At 72.3% G+C, this 18,059-nt stretch carries 14 protein-coding genes; all 14 read left to right on the top strand.

Features of this window, described 5'->3' with window-relative positions; translation table 11 throughout:
• Positions 1-121 precede the first annotated feature (121 nt).
• The 14 genes from ACFVH5_RS25215 to ACFVH5_RS25150 all read left to right on the top strand — a co-directional run bounded on the left by ACFVH5_RS25215 (position 122) and on the right by ACFVH5_RS25150 (position 17,878).
• Positions 122-1,819: a nitrite/sulfite reductase gene (locus ACFVH5_RS25215; RefSeq protein WP_385836022.1), complete on the top strand. Its 1,698-nt coding sequence runs from the start codon at positions 122-124 to the stop codon at positions 1,817-1,819.
• Positions 1,816-1,995, top strand: coding sequence for a hypothetical protein (locus ACFVH5_RS25210; RefSeq protein WP_384799863.1), 180 nt, complete (start codon positions 1,816-1,818; stop codon positions 1,993-1,995). The genes ACFVH5_RS25215 and ACFVH5_RS25210 overlap by 4 nt, the downstream gene beginning before the upstream one ends.
• A complete protein-coding gene (locus ACFVH5_RS25205; RefSeq protein ID WP_385836021.1) occupies positions 1,992-2,753 on the top strand; it encodes a phosphoadenylyl-sulfate reductase in 762 nt (253 codons plus the stop codon). The genes ACFVH5_RS25210 and ACFVH5_RS25205 overlap by 4 nt, the downstream gene beginning before the upstream one ends.
• A gap of 56 nt (positions 2,754-2,809) precedes the next feature.
• A complete protein-coding gene (gene cysC / locus ACFVH5_RS25200; RefSeq protein ID WP_385836049.1) occupies positions 2,810-3,361 on the top strand; it encodes an adenylyl-sulfate kinase in 552 nt (183 codons plus the stop codon).
• Complete coding sequence (cysD, locus tag ACFVH5_RS25195) at positions 3,358-4,296, top strand: sulfate adenylyltransferase subunit CysD (protein WP_385836020.1); 939 nt, start codon at positions 3,358-3,360, stop codon at positions 4,294-4,296. The genes cysC and cysD overlap by 4 nt, the downstream gene beginning before the upstream one ends.
• Before the next feature lie 2 nt (positions 4,297-4,298).
• Positions 4,299-5,663: a sulfate adenylyltransferase subunit 1 gene (locus ACFVH5_RS25190; RefSeq protein WP_385836019.1), complete on the top strand. Its 1,365-nt coding sequence runs from the start codon at positions 4,299-4,301 to the stop codon at positions 5,661-5,663.
• A gap of 234 nt (positions 5,664-5,897) precedes the next feature.
• On the top strand, positions 5,898-7,001 hold the full coding sequence (locus tag ACFVH5_RS25185) for an aliphatic sulfonate ABC transporter substrate-binding protein (RefSeq protein WP_384799876.1): 1,104 nt from the start codon (positions 5,898-5,900) through the stop codon (positions 6,999-7,001).
• A gap of 32 nt (positions 7,002-7,033) precedes the next feature.
• On the top strand, positions 7,034-7,852 hold the full coding sequence (locus ACFVH5_RS25180; RefSeq protein ID WP_385836016.1) for an ABC transporter ATP-binding protein: 819 nt from the start codon (positions 7,034-7,036) through the stop codon (positions 7,850-7,852).
• Complete coding sequence (locus ACFVH5_RS25175; RefSeq protein ID WP_384799882.1) at positions 7,839-8,774, top strand: ABC transporter permease; 936 nt, start codon at positions 7,839-7,841, stop codon at positions 8,772-8,774. The genes ACFVH5_RS25180 and ACFVH5_RS25175 overlap by 14 nt, the downstream gene beginning before the upstream one ends.
• 5 nt (positions 8,775-8,779) lie before the next feature.
• Positions 8,780-9,523: a sirohydrochlorin chelatase gene (locus ACFVH5_RS25170; RefSeq protein ID WP_385836015.1), complete on the top strand. Its 744-nt coding sequence runs from the start codon at positions 8,780-8,782 to the stop codon at positions 9,521-9,523.
• Between the two features lie 412 nt (positions 9,524-9,935).
• The gene (locus ACFVH5_RS25165; protein WP_385836014.1) at positions 9,936-12,179 is read left to right on the top strand and encodes a hypothetical protein; all 2,244 of its coding nucleotides are present in this window, start codon (positions 9,936-9,938) and stop codon (positions 12,177-12,179) included.
• A gap of 4 nt (positions 12,180-12,183) precedes the next feature.
• Entirely contained in the window at positions 12,184-13,431 is a 1,248-nt protein-coding gene (locus tag ACFVH5_RS25160; protein WP_385836012.1) for a hypothetical protein, read from the top strand.
• A complete protein-coding gene (locus ACFVH5_RS25155; RefSeq protein ID WP_385836009.1) occupies positions 13,428-16,250 on the top strand; it encodes a GTPase-associated protein 1-related protein in 2,823 nt (940 codons plus the stop codon). The genes ACFVH5_RS25160 and ACFVH5_RS25155 overlap by 4 nt, the downstream gene beginning before the upstream one ends.
• Positions 16,247-17,878, top strand: a complete 1,632-nt coding sequence (locus ACFVH5_RS25150) for a hypothetical protein (RefSeq protein WP_385836008.1) — start codon at positions 16,247-16,249, stop codon at positions 17,876-17,878. Before ACFVH5_RS25155 ends, ACFVH5_RS25150 begins: the two co-directional genes overlap by 4 nt.
• Positions 17,879-18,059: the final 181 nt, after the last annotated feature.

Here is an 18,059-nt window from a genome sequence, read left to right as displayed (position 1 = left end):
TGCCCGGCACCACCGACATTCCCCCCTGTCTCGACTTGCGCAATGCCGCGCACGCATGCCCGTATGTAGTCGTACGCGCAGGTCAGAGCCGCATCCGTCTGTCCCGGAGGACGTAGAAACCATGGCCGCCACTCCGCAGGATCCTGCTGCCGCAACGCCCCGCCGCAAGGTGAGCCGTCACCGCGGTGAGGGCCAGTGGGCCGTGGGTCACTACACCCCGCTCAACGGCAACGAGCAGTTCAAGAAGGACGACGACGGTCTCAACGTGCGGACGCGCATTGAGACGGTCTACTCCAAGCGGGGCTTCGACTCGATCGACCCCAACGATCTGCGCGGCCGTATGCGCTGGTGGGGGCTCTACACCCAGCGCAAGCCCGGCATCGACGGCGGCAAGACCGCGGTCCTGGAGCCGGAGGAGCTGGACGACAAGTACTTCATGCTGCGGGTACGGATCGACGGCGGACGTCTGACCACCCAGCAACTGCGCGTCATCGGCGAGATCTCGCAGGAGTTCGCGCGCGGGACCGCCGACCTCACCGACCGGCAGAACGTCCAATACCACTGGATCCGCATCGAGGACGTCCCGGAGATCTGGGAGCGCCTGGAAGCCGTCGGGCTGTCCACGACCGAGGCCTGCGGTGACACGCCCCGCGTGATCCTCGGCTCGCCCGTCGCCGGTATCGCCGAGGACGAGATCATCGACGGCACGCCCGCCATCGAGGAGATCCACCGCCGGGTCATCGGCAACAAGGACTTCTCGAACCTGCCCCGCAAGTTCAAGACCGCGGTCTCCGGCTCGCCGCTCCTGGACGTGGCGCACGAGATCAACGACGTCGCGTTCGTCGGCGTGAACCACCCCGAGCACGGCCCCGGCTTCGACCTCTGGGTCGGCGGCGGCCTCTCCACGAACCCGAAGATCGGCCAGCGCCTCGGGGCCTGGGTCCCGCTCGACGAGGTCGCCGACGTCCACATCGGCGTCCTGTCGATCTTCCGCGACTACGGCTACCGGCGCCTTCGCACCCGCGCCCGCCTGAAGTTCCTGGTCGCCGACTGGGGTGTCGAGAAGTTCCGCCAGGTTCTGGAGGACGAGTACCTCCGGCGCAAGCTCGTCGACGGCCCGGCCCCCGACCAGCCGCTCGCCCGCTGGCGCGACCACATCGGTGTGCACCGGCAGCAGGACGGCCGCTTCTACGTCGGCTTCGCCCCGCGCGTGGGCCGCGTCGACGGCACCACGCTCACGAAGATCGCCGAGGTGGCGGAGGCGCACGGCTCCGGCCGGCTGCGGACCACCGTCGAGCAGAAGATGATCGTGCTCGACGTCGAGCAGGACCAGATCGACTCCCTGGTGGAGGGCCTGGAGGCACTCGACCTGAAGGTCAGGCCGTCCACCTTCCGGCGCGGCACGATGGCCTGCACCGGCATCGAGTACTGCAAACTCGCCATCGTCGAGACCAAGGCCCGCGGTGCCTCGCTGATCGACGAACTCGAACGCCGTATGCCCGAGTTCGACGAGCCCGTCACCATCAACATCAACGGCTGCCCGAACGCCTGCGCCCGTATCCAGGTCGCGGACATCGGTCTCAAGGGCCAGCTGATGCTCGACACCGAGGGCAACCAGGTCGAGGGCTACCAGGTCCACCTGGGCGGCGCGCTCGGACTCGAAGCCGGCTTCGGCCGCAAGGTCCGCGGTCTGAAGGTCACCGCGGACGACCTGCCCGACTACGTCGAGCGGGTCCTGAAGCGCTTCGAGGAGGAGCGCGAGGACGGCGAGCGCTTCGCCGCGTGGGCCACCCGCGCCTCCGAGGAGGCCCTGTCATGAGCGAACGCGCGGCGCCCTTCTACTGCCCCTACTGCGGCGACGAGGACCTGCGTCCCGGCGAGCAGGGCCACGGCGCGTGGGAATGCGGAGCGTGCAATCGAGCCTTCCAGTTGAAGTTCCTCGGGCTGCTGACCCGTGGACTTCAGCGCAACGACGGTGGAGGGGACGAGATATGACGGCCGTTCAGACCGATACCGACACAGAGAAACAGACCGGCGCAGAGAAGCAGACCGGCTCCGAGAGCGGTCGGGACGCAGAGCTCAAGGCGCTCGCCGAGCAGGCCGGCCGTGATCTGGAGGACGCCTCCGCGCTGGAGATCCTCCAGTGGGCCGTGAAGACGTTCGGCAAGCAGTTCTGTGTCACCTCCTCGATGGAGGACGCGGTGGTCGCCCACCTCGCGTCCCGCGCGAACCCCGGCGTGGACGTCGTGTTCCTCGACACGGGCTACCACTTCCCCGAGACCATCGGCACCCGGGACGCGGTCGAGGCCGTGATGGACGTCAACGTCATCACGCTCACCCCGCGGCAGACCGTCGCCGAGCAGGACGCCGAGTACGGGCCGAAGCTGCACGACCGCGACCCCGACCTGTGCTGCGCGCTGCGGAAGGTCGCGCCGCTGGAGCAGGGCCTGACCAGGTACCGCGCCTGGGCCACGGGCCTGCGCCGCGACGAGTCCCCGACCCGCGCGAACACCCCCGTCGTCGGCTGGGACGAGAAGCGCCGCAAGGTCAAGATCTCGCCGATCGCCCGCTGGACGCAGGACGACGTGGACGCGTACGTGAGCGAGCACGGTGTCCTCACCAACCCGCTCCTCATGGACGGCTACCCGTCCGTCGGCTGCGCCCCCTGCACCCGCCGCGTGCTGGAGGGCGAGGACGCCCGCGCCGGCCGCTGGTCGGGCAGCAACAAGACCGAGTGCGGACTGCACGGCTGACCATGACCGCGACGCCCCTGACGGCCGCGACGACCGTGACCGGCTCGACGACCTCGATGAACCAGGAGAACCAAGTGACCGGAGCCACCATCTGGCTCACGGGTCTGCCGAGCGCCGGCAAGACCACCATCGCGTACGAGCTGGCCGGACGGCTGCGCGAGGAGGGCCACCGCGTCGAGGTGCTCGACGGCGACGAGATCCGTACGTTCCTGACGGCGGGCCTCGGCTTCAGCCGCGAGGACCGGCACACGAACGTCCAGCGCATCGGCTTCCTCGCCGACCTGCTGTCCCGCAACGGCGTCAAGACGCTGGTGCCGGTCATCGCCCCGTACGCCGACAGCCGCGAGGCGGTGCGCAAGCGCCACGAGGCGAGCGGTGCCGCGTACCTGGAGGTGCATGTCGCCACGCCGGTCGAGGTGTGCAGCGAGCGGGACGTGAAGGGCCTGTACGCCAAGCAGGCGGCGGGCGAGATCTCCGGGCTCACCGGGGTCGACGACCCGTACGAGGCGCCCGAGTCGCCCGATCTGCGCATCGAGTCGCACACCCAGTCCGTGCAGGAGTCCGCGGCTGCGCTTCACGCGCTGCTCGCCGAAAGGGGTCTCGCATGACGACCGTCGCCGACGTCTCCGAGGAGGGGACCGACAGCCCGTACGCCCTGAGCCATCTGGACGCGCTGGAGTCCGAGGCGGTGCACATCTTCCGTGAGGTGGCGGGCGAGTTCGAGCGGCCGGTGGTGCTCTTCTCCGGCGGCAAGGACTCCATCGTCATGCTCCACCTGGCGCTGAAGGCGTTCGCGCCCGCAGCGGTGCCTTTCTCCCTGCTCCATGTGGACACAGGACACAACTTTCCGGAGGTCCTGGAGTACCGGGACCGCACGGTCAAGAAGCATGGGTTGCGGCTCCATGTGGCCTCCGTACAGGACTACATCGACCGTGGTGTGTTGCGGGAACGTCCCGACGGCACCCGTAACCCGCTCCAGACCGTGCCCCTCACCGAGAAGATCCAGGCCGAGCGCTTCGACGCGGTCTTCGGCGGCGGACGCCGGGACGAGGAGAAGGCCCGCGCCAAGGAACGCGTCTTCTCCCTGCGCGACGAGTTCTCCCAGTGGGACCCCCGCCGCCAGCGCCCCGAACTGTGGAACCTCTACAACGGACGCCACGCCCCCGGCGAACACGTCCGCGTCTTCCCCCTGTCCAACTGGACCGAACTCGACGTGTGGCAGTACATCGCCCGCGAGGGCATCGACCTGCCCGAGATCTACTTCGCGCACGAACGGGACGTCTTCCAGCGCGCCGGCATGTGGCTCACCGCCGGCGAATGGGGCGGCCCCAGGAACGGCGAAACGGTGGAGACCCGCCTCGTGCGCTACCGCACGGTCGGCGACATGTCCTGCACGGGCGCGGTCGACTCCGACGCCACCACGCTGGAGGCCGTGATCACCGAGATCGCCGCCTCCCGGCTCACCGAGCGGGGCGCCACCCGCGCCGACGACAAGATGTCCGAGGCCGCGATGGAAGACCGCAAGCGCGAGGGGTACTTCTAACTATGACCAGCACCATCGAGCCCACCGAGCCCGTCGAGCCGCTGTCGGTCGAGCAGCTGTCCGACACGACGCTGCTCCGCTTCGCGACCGCGGGTTCCGTCGACGACGGCAAGTCCACCCTCGTGGGCCGCCTGCTCCACGACTCCAAGTCGGTCCTCACCGACCAGTTGGAAGCCGTCGAACACGCCTCCCGCAACCGCGGCCAGGACACCCCCGACCTCGCCCTGCTCACCGACGGCCTGCGCGCCGAACGCGAACAGGGCATCACCATCGACGTCGCCTACCGCTACTTCGCCACCGCCAAGCGCCGCTTCATCCTCGCCGACACCCCGGGCCACGTGCAGTACACCCGCAACATGGTGACGGGGGCGTCCACGGCCGAGCTGACAGTGGTCCTGGTCGACGCGCGCAACGGCGTCGTCGAACAGACCCGCCGGCACGCGGCGATCGCCGCCCTCCTGCGCGTCCCGCACGTCGTGCTCGCCGTCAACAAGATGGACCTCGTCGACTACCGGGAGCCGGTGTTCGCCGCGATCGCCGAGGAGTTCACGGCGTACGCGTCCGAACTGGGCGTTCCCGAGATCACCGCGATCCCCATCTCCGCGCTCGCCGGGGACAACGTGGTCGACCCGTCCGCGAACATGGACTGGTACGGCGGCCCCACCTTCCTGGAGCACCTGGAGACCCTGCCGGTCAGCCACGACCTGGCGACCTGCCACGCGCGGCTGCCCGTGCAGTACGTGATCCGTCCGCAGACCGCCGAGCACCCGGACTACCGCGGGTACGCCGGACAGATCGCGGCCGGCGCGTTCCGCGTCGGTGAGGCGGTCACCGTGCTGCCCTCCGGGCGCACCTCGCGGATCGCCTCGATCGACCTGCTCGGCGAGCCGGTCGACCTGGCCTGGACGACGCAGTCGGTGACGGTCCTCCTGGAGGACGACGTCGACATCTCGCGCGGCGACCTGATCGTGCCGACCAAGGACGCGCCCGCGACCACGCAGGACATCGAGGCGACGGTCTGCCACGTGGCCGACGCGCCCCTGACCATCGGCCACCGGGTGCTGCTCAAGCACGGCACCCGCACGGTCAAAGCACTCGTCAAGGACATCCCGTCGCGGCTGACCCTCGACGACCTGTCCCTGCACCCGCACCCGGGTCACCTCGTCGCCAACGACATCGGGCGCGTGAAGATCCGTACCGCCGAGCCGCTGCCGGTGGACTCGTACGCCGACTCCCGGCGCACCGGCTCGTTCATCCTGATCGACCCCTCCGACGGCACCACGCTCACCGCGGGCATGGTCGGCGAGTCCTTCGCCTCCCCGGAGCCGGTCAGGGCCGAGGCGGACGAGGACGGGTGGGACTTCTGACATGACGGTCACCACGGACTTCTACTCCACGTTCGCGAAGGAGGGCGGCCGTGTCGGCAGCGGCGCCCTCGGCGCCGGACAGGGCGGAGTCGCGCGATGTGCGTGCTGACGTACGCGCACTGCCTGCGCGCCCCGTCCCCCCGCCCGCCGTCGCGGATACGACGAAGACCTGCCGACCTCCCGGCCACGACCTGAAGAACCGTGACCGCCGGGCCAACGAGAGGAAACCCTCCCGTGCCTGCCAAGGGCTCCACACTGCTTCGCCGCGGCATCGCCGTGGCCGCCGCGCTTCCGCTCCTGACCCTCGCCGCCTGCGGTTACGGCTCCGACAAGGACGAGGACACCTCGAAGGTCGCCGCCGAGGGCAAGAAGCTCTCCGCCGACACCGTCCGGATCGGCTATTTCCCGAACCTGACGCACGCCACCGCACTCGTGGGTGACCAGGAGGGGCTGCTGCAGAAGGAGCTCGGGGGCACGAAGGCCTCGTACTCCCAGTTCAACGCGGGTCCGTCCGAGATCGAGGCGCTGAACTCCGGGTCGATCGACATCGGCTGGATCGGCCCCTCCCCCGCCATCAACGGCTACAGCACGACCGACGGCAAGGGTCTGCGGATCATCGGCGGCTCCGCCTCCGGCGGTGTCAAGCTGGTGGTGAACCCGGACAAGATCAAGTCCACGAAGGACATCAAGGGCAAGAAGATCGCCACCCCGCAGCTGGGCAACACCCAGGACGTGGCGTTCCTCAACTGGATCGCCGAGCAGGGCTGGAAGGTCAACGCCCAGAGCGGCAAGGGCGACGTCTCCGTGGTCCGCACGGACAACAAGATCACGCCGGACGCCTACAAGTCGGGGTCCATCGACGGCGCGTGGGTGCCGGAGCCGACCGCGTCGAAGCTGGTCGCCGAGGGCGCGAAGGTGCTGCTCGACGAGGCCGACCTGTGGCCCGACAAGAAGTTCGTGATCACGAACATCATCGTGTCGCAGAAGTTCCTCAAGGAGCACCCCGACGTCGTCGAGGCCGTGCTGCGCGGCTCGGTGAAGACCAACAAGTGGATCAACGCCAACCCGGACGAGGCGAAGGCCGCCGCCAACACCAAGCTCAAGGCGCTGTCCGGCAAGGAACTGCCCGCCGAGGTCATCGACCCGGCGTGGAAGTCGATCCAGTTCACCGACGACCCGCTGGCCTCGACCCTCAACACCGAGGCCGAACACGCGGTGAAGGCCGGACTGCTGGAGAAGCCCAAGCTCGACGGCATCTACGACCTCGCGCCGCTGAACAAGGTCCTCGAGGCCGAGGGCGCGAGCGCGGTCGACGACGCCGGCCTCGGCGTCAAGTAAGCCCGGACAGCCGAGAGTTCAGGCCCAGACCCATGAGTTCCCAGGAGGTGACGACCGTGGCAACCGCCCTCGCCAAGAACGACGACGCCGAAGCCGGTACGTCGGTGGAGTACGCCGCCCGGATCGAGCACGTCTCGAAGTCCTTCGCCGGCCCCGCCGGGCAGCAGCTCGTCCTGGACGACATCACCCTCGATGTCGCGCCCGGCGAGTTCGTCACCCTCCTGGGAGCTTCCGGGTGTGGCAAGTCGACGCTGCTGAATCTGGTCGCGGGGCTCGACAAGCCGTCCGCGGGCGACATCGACACCGACGGCCGCCCGGCCCTGATGTTCCAGGAGCACGCCCTCTTCCCGTGGCTGACCGCGGGCAAGAACATCGAACTCGCCCTGAAACTGCGGGGCGTGGCCAAGGCCGACCGCCGCACCAGGGCGGAGGAGCTCCTGCGGCTCGTCCGGCTGGAGGGCGCGTACGGCAAGCGGGTGCACGAGCTGTCCGGCGGTATGCGGCAGCGGGTCGCGCTGGCCCGCGCGCTCGCCCAGGACAGTCGGCTGCTGCTGATGGACGAGCCGTTCGCGGCCCTCGACGCCATCACGCGGGACGTGCTGCACGACGAGCTGACCCGGATCTGGCGCGAGACGAACGTGTCGGTGCTGTTCGTGACGCACAACGTGCGCGAGGCGGTACGGCTCGCCCAGCGCGTGGTGCTGCTGTCCTCGCGCCCGGGGCGCGTGGCGCGGGAGTGGACGGTCGACATTCCGCAGCCGCGCCGGATCGAGGACCCCGCCGTGGCGGAACTGTCCGTCGAGATCACCGAACAACTGCGTGGGGAGATCCGCCGCCATGGCCAGCACTGAGACGAGCGCCGTCAAGGACGGCGGCGTGACGGGCCGGGCCGACGAGGACGAGAGCGCCGGACAGAGCGCCGATCTCGCCGGACTCGAAGCCGGTCTCGACGCGCTGGACACGGTCCAGACGAAGCGGACGCCCTTCCGCAGGACCTTCGTGGAGAAGATCTTCCCGCCGATCGTCGCCGTGGCGCTGGTGCTGGTCGTCTGGCAGGTCCTGGTGTGGGCCGAGGTCACCGACAGCTACAAGCTGCCCGCCCCGTCCGCGGTCTGGGACGAGGTCCAGGAGGCCTGGCTGGAGGGCACGCTCCTCGAATACATCTGGACCAGCGTCTCGCGCGGTCTGCTGGGCTTCCTGATGGCCCTCGTCATCGGCACCCCGCTCGGGCTGCTGGTTGCGCGGGTGAAGTTCGTGCGCGCGGCGATCGGCCCGATCCTGTCCGGACTCCAGTCGCTGCCGTCGGTGGCATGGGTGCCGCCGGCCGTCCTGTGGCTGGGCCTCAACGACTCGATGATGTACGCGGTCATCCTGCTCGGCGCGGTCCCCTCCATCGCCAACGGCCTCGTGTCCGGCGTCGACCAGGTCCCGCCGCTGTTCCTGCGGGCGGGCCGCACGATGGGCGCGACGGGGCTGCGCGGCACCTGGCACGTCGTGATCCCGGCCGCGCTGCCCGGCTACCTCGCGGGGCTGAAGCAGGGCTGGGCGTTCTCCTGGCGCTCCCTGATGGCCGCCGAGATCATCGCGTCCTCGCCGGACCTGGGCATCGGCCTCGGCCAGCTGCTGGAGAACGGCCGTACGGCCAACAGCATGCCCATGGTGTTCCTCGCCATCCTCCTCATCCTGATCGTCGGCATCGCCATCGACCTGCTGATCTTCAGCCCCCTGGAGCGGTGGGTACTGCGCAGCCGTGGTCTCCTGGTGAAGAGCTGATCTCCATGTCGAAACCGGTACTCCTCGTCATCGCCCACGGCAGCCGCGACCCGCGTCATGCCGCGACCGTGCACGCCCTGGTACGCCAGGTGCGGGCGCGGCGGCCCGGGGTGCGCGTGGAGACCGGCTTCCTGGAGTTCAACGTTCCCTCCGTATCGGGCAAGCTGGAGTCGCTGGCGGCGGAGGGCGTACGCGATGTCGTGGCCCTCCCCCTGCTCCTGACCCGCGCCTTCCACGCGAAGGCGGACATCCCGTCGGTGCTGAGCGAGGCACCGGCCCGGCTGCGGATCCGGCAGGCCGAGGTGCTCGGCCCGTCGCCGCTGCTGACGGCCGCGCTCGAACGGCGGCTGTACGAGGCGGGGCTGTCCCCCGCCGACAAGTCCTCGACCGGGGTCGTACTGGCCGCGGCGGGGTCCACCGACCCGGGGGCGATCGCAGTGATCGCAGACATCGCGCGGGAGTGGCGGCGGACCGGTTGGTGCGCCGTGCGGCCTGCGTTCGCCTCCGCCGGATCGCTGCCGCGGACGGGGGAGGTGGTGCGGTCTTTGCGTGCGCTGGGGTGTGCGCGGGTGGTTGTGGCGCCGTATTTCCTCGCGCCGGGGCGGTTGCCGGATCGGGTCGCACGGGGCGCCGACGAGGCGGACCTGGTGGCGCCGGTGCTGGGCGCGGCGCCGGAGGTTGCCCGCGTGGTACTGGCCCGCTACGACGCGGCCGCCGCGGTGTCGGCTCTGGCCGCCGTGGGGGCTTGAACGGTCACCTGCGGGCCGGTGGGGGTGGCCCTAACCGATTGCGCAGTTCCCCGCGCCCCTAAAAGGCAAAAGACTGCGCCGTTCCCCGCGCCCCTGGGGGTCTAGGGGCGCGGGGAACTGCGCAATGGGGGGCGAGGGGGCGGAGCCCCCATGTGTGGACGGGAACGGGTAGGGGCGGCGGGGGCGGACTCCCTCTTCACTTCAGAACCACCCCGCCCACACAACCCCTCCCACCTCGCCGGATTGCGAAAGTCACTCCCCCAAACCCACCAAATCTGATGGGATGTCGGTCGCAGGCACGACCGGGGGAGCGGTACAGGTGGCAGGTCTGGAGTTCGGGCATCACCTAGGCCTGCCCCAAGCGCTGTCCGCACTCCCCCTCACCCCCCTGACCCCCGGCTACACCCGCCTCATGGCCACCCAACGCGCCGCCGGCCTCCGCCACATGGGCGAACTCTTCGACCCCGGCCCAGGTACCGGCACCGGTACCGGCCCCGGCGCCGCCGCCGGACTGCGCGTCCTGGACGGCGTGTTCGTCCCGCTCGGCCCCCGCGGCCGACGACGCGTCGACCACGCGTTACTGGCCGACCTGGGCCGCGGCGCGGGCCCGAGGGCCACCCTCGCGAACGACCTCGCCGAACTCCACCGCGCCGACCCGCAGGCCCTGCGCAGAATCCTGCTGTACCAACTGATCGGGCTCCTCCAGGACCACCCGCGCGGCCGGCACCCGGACACGGCACGGGCGTTGGGCATCCACGCCGACGAATCCGCAGGCCTCACCGCCGCCGCCGGCGTCCGCCCCGTCCTGGACAAGGCGCAAAGGACCGCCGCCGAGGGACTGGCCGACGCGTGGGCCGAACACCGGCTGCGTCGCGTGCGCAAACTCCTGGAACGGCTGCCCTCCACCGGTCGCGACCCGTCGCTCGACGCGCTCCGGGTCACCCTCACCCGGCGGCTGGGCCACGCCGACGCCGCGCTGGACTCGGCCCGTGCCGCCGAGCAGGCGGGCGACACCGAGGCCGCGACGGAGGAGTATCTGCGGACCCTGCGCCTCGCCGCGGACGACCGCAAAGCCCTGTTCAGCCTCGTACGCATCCACCGGCCCCGGCACGACGACCGCACCGGGCGGCTGCGGTGCGCACTGCGCCCGGAGTCGGCGGTGCTGGCCTGGGACGCGACGGAACCCGGCATCGCCTGGCGCGTCCTGCGGCTTCGGCGGACCGGGCGCGGCAGCACCGAGGTCCGTGAAGTGCGCCAGGTGCCCGCGGGCACGGGCGGCGTGTGCGGCACGGAGGACCGGGCGATCCCGCTCGGGAGCATGGTGCGTTACGTGGCGCTCCCCCTGCGCGAGGGCCGCGTGGACGGCGTCCCCCTCGTCGCGCGGGAGTTGCCGGTCACCCCCGAGGTGAGCGGGCTCGCGCTGACGGACGGCCGGGAGCGGATCGACGGCACCTGGCGGACACCGCCCGGCGCCACGGAGGTGACGGTCGAGCACACCGGTCCCGACGGCCGGACCGGCACGCTCCCCTGTGAGAGGGACCGGTTCGCGGCCACCGGGCTGCCGCCGGGCCGGCACCGCTTCAGGGTCGTGTGCCACTACCGCACGCCCGAGGGACAGGCCGCCGCGTCCCCTGGCGTCGAGGCGACTCGCACGGCACATCGCTGGCCCGAACCCGTACGGACGCTCACGGCCACGGCCGAGGGCGAGGCGATCAGGTTCGCCTGGACGGGCGGCGAGAGCACAGGGGACGCAGGAGACGGCGTACCGGAGGAGGGCACGGACGTACGGCTGGTCTGCTGGCCCGGCGAAGCACCCGCGCCGGGCGCCGAGTTGGCCACCGCCGAGCTGCCCCGACCGCTGCCGTGGCGCCGCCCGCACGACGGCGAACCGGTGCTGTGTCCGCCGCCCGGCACCCACGCCGAGGTCGCGGCCGTCGCCGTGCTCGGGGAACGTGCCGTGGCCGGACCGACCGTCACCGTGGAGGCGCCCGTCGCCGTGACCGGGCTGAGCGCGCGGCGGCAGGCGGACGGCCAGGTGCAGGTGCTCCTGGACTGGCCCGAGGGCACCGGCCTGCTGACGGTCAGCTGGACGGAGAGCGGCGGACGCACGGGCGAACAGGCCGTCGCCGCCCACCAGTACCGGCGTCAGGGCCTGCGGCTGCCGGTGGGCCGGGGCGGTGTCCGGGTCAGGGCGGTGCCCGCGCCGCGCGCCTCGGGGTCCGTGGTCGCGCTGCCGTCGCCCGCCGAGACGGAACTGCCGCCGGACGCGTCCGTCGCGTACCGCCTGGTGCCCGCGCCGCGCCGGATGCTGCGGCGCGGCAATCCCCTGATCCGCGTCACCCTCTCCGCTCCCGACTCCGTTGCCGGTTCCTCCACCGGCTCCTCCCTCGAGGAGAATCAGCCCCGGTTGCCGGAGCAGCTGCCGGAGTTCGTCTGTGTGGCGCGCAGTGGCACGCTTCGGCCCCGGGGGCCCTCGGACGGCACCACCGTGCTCAGGATCGCCGGTGCCGAGCTGCTGGAACTGCGTACGGTCGAGCACGAGTTGGACTCGGCCCCCTGTCCCGTCCCGTACACCCTGCGCGGGTTTCTGCTCGGCGCGCACGCCACGTCCGTACGACTCGAAGAACCGTCCCCCGCGACCCTGGTGGTGCGCTGAACCCATGACGACCGTCATCTGCCCCTACTGCTTCGCCCGTTCGTCCGCCGCCGGGCTGCCCTACCGCTGTCTGATGATCGCGGGCGGGGTGCGCGGTTCGCAGCCGTGCGGGCCCGAACGCGACGACGTGTGGGCCGAGTTCATGGGCCCGGGCATCCCCCCGTCGGCCCGGATGCGCGGCCCGGTCTTCACCCGGCCGCGCTCACCGGTGTCCAGGCTGCGGCCCGCCGCGAACGCGGGTCCCGCCGTCTGTCCGGGCTGTGGCGTGACCACGACGGTACGGGTGTGCGGCTCCTGCCACAGCGATCTGCCCAGCGACTACTGCGAGCAGGACAGCCGGATCATCGCACTGGTCGGCGCGAAGGCGTCCGGCAAGAGCACGTATGTCGCCGTGCTGGTCAACGAGTTGAACCGGCGGGTCGGGCAGGCCTTCGACGCCTCACTCGCCGCGATGGGCCAGGGCACGCAGCAGCGCGACAAGGAGATGGCCCAGGACCTGTACGAGCGGCTGCGGCTGCCGGACGCGACCCGCCCCGCCGCGCTGGGCTTCAACGATCCGCTGCTGTACCGGCTGAGCCTGCCCCGGCGCGGACGGCTCGGCACGGGCAGCAGGCACACGACGCTCGTGTTCTTCGACGCGGCGGGCGAGGACCTCGCGGGCGCCGACGCCGTGGACCGCTACACCCGCTATCTCAGCGCGGCCGACGGCATCATCCTGCTCGTGGATCCGCTGCAACTCGGTTCCGTGCGCGACCGGTTGCCGCTCGGCGACGGACCGCCGCTGCCCGCCGTGGAGACACCGCCGCAGCAGATCGCGGCGGATCTCGCGACCCAGCTGCGGGCGCACGGCCGGGGCGGCTCGCGCGGCCGGGTCAGCACCCCGATAGCGGTGGCCGTGACGAAGACGGACATGCTGCGGCCACTGCTCGACCCGCACTCACCGCTGCTGAACAGCGCCACCCACGAGGGCGGGACGCTCGACGAGGACGACCGGCTCGCGGTGCACGAGGAGCTGCGCGCCCAGCTCGCCGACTGGGACTCGGGGGCGCTGTACCGGCAGCTGGAGCGGGACTTCGCGGAGTTGTCGCTGTTCGGTCTCTCGGCGCTGGGTGCGCCACCGCCCGCCGACGCCCCGGCGGACGTACCGAAGTCGGGGCCGCAGCCGTTGCGGGTGGAGGATCCATTGCTGTGGCTGCTGGCCCGGCGCGGGCTGCTGCCGGTGACCAACGTACGGAAAGGACAGTCCAGGTGACGCTCTCCCAGCTCCACTACACCTCCGCGCCGCCCGGGCCCGGCGGATCCGGCTTCCGCTTCACGGCGGTCAGCGAGGACGTGCCGCAGGGCGTGCTCAGAGAGGCGGAGCAGCTCATCGGGTACGAGCCGCCGCGGGACTCCCCCGCACGGCCCGACGCCGACGAACTCAGCGGCTTCCCCACGGCGTTCAGCTTCAGCGAACTCTCCGACGGCGGGCGGCTGCTGAGCCGTTCCGTCTACACGGGCGTCGACTACAGCGGGCGGTGGGGCAACTTCCACGCCCATGCCCTCCATCTGCCTGCCGGGGGACGGCTGCCGGACGGTGCGCTGCCCATCGCGGCCTGGGAGTCCCGGCGTTGGGGCCGGGTGACACCGGACGGCGGCAGGCCCGAGCCGATCGACCGCTTCGAGCCGTCGGGGCTCATGCAGCACGAGGCGCTGGTGGCCTTCGCGGTGTCCCGCGCCGACCGGCTCGCGGCGGTCCTCGCGGACGTCCGGGCGGTCGCGGACGACCCGGGGGCCGGGCAGGTCGTGCTCGTGGAGCGGGACAGCGCCGCCGTGGCCCAGTGGATCGCGCTGGCCTGCGCGGTGCTGCCGCGCGAGCAGGCGCACCGGCTGACCTTCACGACGTACACACGGCGGCCCGTGCAGGCGAGGCAGCAGATCATCGGCGTACTGCCGTCGTCGGAGACCGTGGCCTACGGCCATCGGCACCGGGTCCACGACTGCACCCGGCCGCCCGTGCCCGCCGCTCCCGGCCCGTCCGCCGAGACCGTGGCGGACCCGTGGGCGGAGGTGTGCGCCCGGGTGTGGCGGGCGGGCAGGCCCGATCTGTTCCGGCGCCACGGGCCGGACCTCGGTTCGCTGTCCGCGGCGGCGCTCACGGCTCGCATCCCGCTCCCCCCGGCGGCACTCACGGCGGCCACGCACTGGGTCCGCGACCGCGCGGGCAGCCTGCCCGAGGGCGAACTGGCCGAGATCGTCACGGCGTTGAGCGAGGCACGCCCGACGGACGACACCCGGCCGTCGGACGAAGCCCGGCGGACGGACGGTGCGGCCTCCGGCACGGCATCCGGCACGTCGTCGTCGGCCGACTTCGTCGCGGGACTGACCTCTCTCTTCGAACGCCTCGACGGGCAGGTGCCCGCCTTCGTCTCCGCGCCGCTCGCCGCGCAGGTGCTGACGGCGGCGGTGCGCGGCGACGGGCCCGTCCCCGTCGTCCACGGCGCCTCGTTCACCCCCGAGGCGCGGACGCGGCTCGGCGCGGAGCTGGGGTACGCCATCCGCTCGGGCGTCGCCGACCCGGCGCAGCCGCCGGCCGGGCGCCCGCTGGGTCTGCTGCGCGTCGCCGATCTGCTGGAGGTCGACTGCACCGACCTCCTCCCGGACCTCGCGGCGCGGCTGGCCCAGGCCCTCATGGACATCCCCGAGGCGCGGGCGCACCCCTCCGCCACGGGCCCGGAACCCCGTACGGACACCGGGTACCCAGGTCGGCGTACCCCGGCGGCGACCGCCGACCGCGACGGGGCGATCCCCTGGTGGAGCACCCGTACGGGCCCGGCGCACCCCGGAGCGGATGGGGCAGCCGGGACGGCCGGAGCCGGGCACGAGGCCGGTTTCGGCGCCACCGGTCCCGTGCACCCCGTGGGTCCCGCCCGGCCTGTCGGCTCCGTCGGCCCCGTCGCCCCCACCGCCCCCGTCCGCCCGGAGGAGCTGGCCGTGCTGCGCGACGCCGTCGCCGCGCATCCGACCCTGCGGATCGCCCTCTTCGGCGCGCTCGACGCGATCTCCGCCGACCGGCCGGTGTCCGCCGCGCGGATGCTGGCCGTCGCGGAACTCCCCGTACGGGACCACCCGGGGTTCCTGCATCTGCGGATGTGCGCGTCGAACGCCCTGCCCACCGGCGTGGGTGACCGGGTGACCGCGTTCCACGGCGTGGTGCGTACCGCCGGGGTCTCGTTGCACACCGAACCGGCCGTCCTGCGGACCGCGGTCGACCTGGTGTGGCCCGGCGTACTGCCCACGGGCCAGGAGGCGAGTCTGCTGCTCAACGCACTCGGCTCCGACCTGCACCGCGCGGCCGGTACCCGGGACCTGCTGATCGACGCCGCGCTCGCGGCGCCTGCCGACGACCGGGACATCCCGGCGCTCGCCGTCGACCTGCTGTGCTGCTTCACCACGGAACTGGCGCCGGAACAGCGTGCGGCGCTGCTGCTGCTGGAGTTCGCGGGGCTGCTCGGCACCGAGGGCGAGGGGCTGGACTGGGTGCAGCGCGCGGCGGCGCTCGGCGCGAACGCGCGCCCGGTGCCCGCGCCGGTCCTCGAACGGGTCCACCGCGCCCTCGCGCGCCGGCTGCTGCGCGGTTCGGCGCCGCCCGGTGAGCTGTACGCGCTGGCCCTCTCCGGTGACGCGGCACTGCTGGCCGCGTACGAGCGGAGGGCGCAGTCGAACCGGGTGGGCGACCGGCTGCGTACCGTCCCCGGTTATGTCGCCGACTGTTTCTGCGACTGGAGTTCGCACGCGGGCGCGCACCCGGCGTGGGACGAGACGTGTGCCGCGCTGCTGGCCAAGGTGCTGCGGCCCGTCGTGCGGGCGCTGCCCGCCGAGGATCTGGCCGAGGTGGAGGCGAGCCTCGACCGGGCGGGCCGCGGCAAGCTCGACGCCTTCCGGGCCTGGAACCGGCCCGGTACGTTCGGCCGCCTCGCGGGCCGGTTCTCCGGCCGCGGACGCGGCAGGGACGGGGGCAGGGACAGCGACCCGTCCTCGCGGTACGGGGACGTGGCACCCCCTCCGGGCGACGGCCGGGAGTACCGGTGAACGTGGTCGCGCAGTGTGTCCTCGGCTTCCTGGCGCTGGTCGCGGGCGCCGTCTGCTTCGGCAACGCCCTGTGGCAGCTCCTCTCCCTGGGGGTACGGGCGGTGTGCTCCGCCCTGGGCCCCCGGCAGGAGGGCGTGACCGACACCCGTATCCCGGTGGTCGGCGGGAGCGGAGGCAAGGGCGGTTCGGGTACCGGTGGCGGCGAACCGGCCGAACTCGCCTACTGGTGGCGGCAGATGTGGGTGGACGCGGCCACGGCGGGCGGGTTCGGCATCCGGGTGATCTGGCTGCGGTTCACCAGCCGGTGGACCCAGCACACGACCGCGAGACTGTTCCGCGGCATCCGTGCCGACGGGCTGCCCGAGCGCAACTCGTTCGTGCAGCTGGGGATGTGGCTCGTCGCGCCCGGCACGTTCCTCGGCGCCCTCGTGGCCGCCACGCTCGCGACCGTGTTCCTCGCGCTCGCGCTGGCGGTCCTCGCCCTGCTGCTCGCCCTCGTGTGGCTGGGCGCCGCCGGGACCGCGCTCGTCCTGCGGGGCGTGGAGCGCGGCTGGGCCACGGTCCTGCGGATCCGCGTCAAGTGCCCCTATCCGGGCTGCTACCGGCCGGTGCCGCTCGCGGTGCATCGCTGCCCCGGCTGCCGGAAGCCGCACGCCCGGCTGCGTCCCGGCCGGTACGGGGCGCTGCGGCACATGTGCTCCTGCGGGCAGCGGCTCGGAGCGAGCCGACTCGCGGGCCGGGGCCGGCTGACCGCCCTGTGTCCGCACTGCGACCAGGTGCTGCCGGACGCGGTGGGCACCACGCGGGTCGTGCACGCTCCGCTGGTCGGCGGCACGTCGTCGGGCAAGACGATGCTGATGGCCGCCATGGTCGAAGGGCTGCACGCCTGGTCGCGGCGGAGCGATCTGCGGGTCGAGTACGCGTCGACGGACGACCGGCAGACCGCGAACACCCTCAACCAGACCCTGACACAGGGCACTTGGGCGCACGCCACGACCGGCGGCCAGCCCCGCGCCTTCATGCTGACGGTCACGCTGGGGCGCCGCCGCCGGCTGCTCTACCTGTACGACCCGATGGGCGAGTCCCTTGAGGACGCCGAGCGGGTGCGCGCCCAGCACTACCTCGCGCACACCGACGGTGTCGTCCTGGTCGCGGACGTGCTCGCCGAGCCGACGGTCCGCACGAAGCTGAGCGGCACGGACGCCGACCGGGCCACCGCCGCGCGGCCCTCGCCGCAGGGCCCCTGGGAGACGTACCAGCGGCTGGCGGGCGAGCTGTCGGCGCTCACCGGGCGGCGCGGCAGGATGTCCGTGGCGACGGTCGTCACCAAGCGGGACGTCCTCGACCAGCTCGACTCCCTGCCGGTGGCCGGGGCCCGGATCGACACCTGGCTCACCGAGATCGGCCTCGGCGGGCTGGTGCGCGCCCTCGGCCACGACTTCAGGTCCGACCGCTACTGGGCCGTCAGCGCCCACGCGGCCACCGGCGCGGGCGCGTTGGACAGCGAGCAGCGACGGGCCGCCGAGCCCGTGCTGTGGCTGCTCGCCGCGTCGGGCCTGCGCACGGGACGGCTGGTCGGCCCCGACCCGGCGGCCGGCCCGAAGGAGAAGAGGCTGGAGACCGCATGAGTACCGTGACGCGGCACATCAGGTGGGGGCGGCGCATGGCCCTCGGCCTGTTCGTCACCGCACTGGTCCTGACGAGCGCGCTCCTCGTCGCGGGCGTCCTGTACGCGGTGCGCTGACCGACGCGCACCGACCCGAACTCGGAACCGACCCATCCACACCCCACGGAAGGACACGCAGTGAG

The organism is Streptomyces sp. NPDC127119 (genome assembly GCF_042677425.1).
Taxonomy (GTDB): Bacteria; Actinomycetota; Actinomycetes; order Streptomycetales; family Streptomycetaceae; genus Streptomyces.
This window is presented reverse-complemented; position numbering and strand designations above follow the sequence as displayed.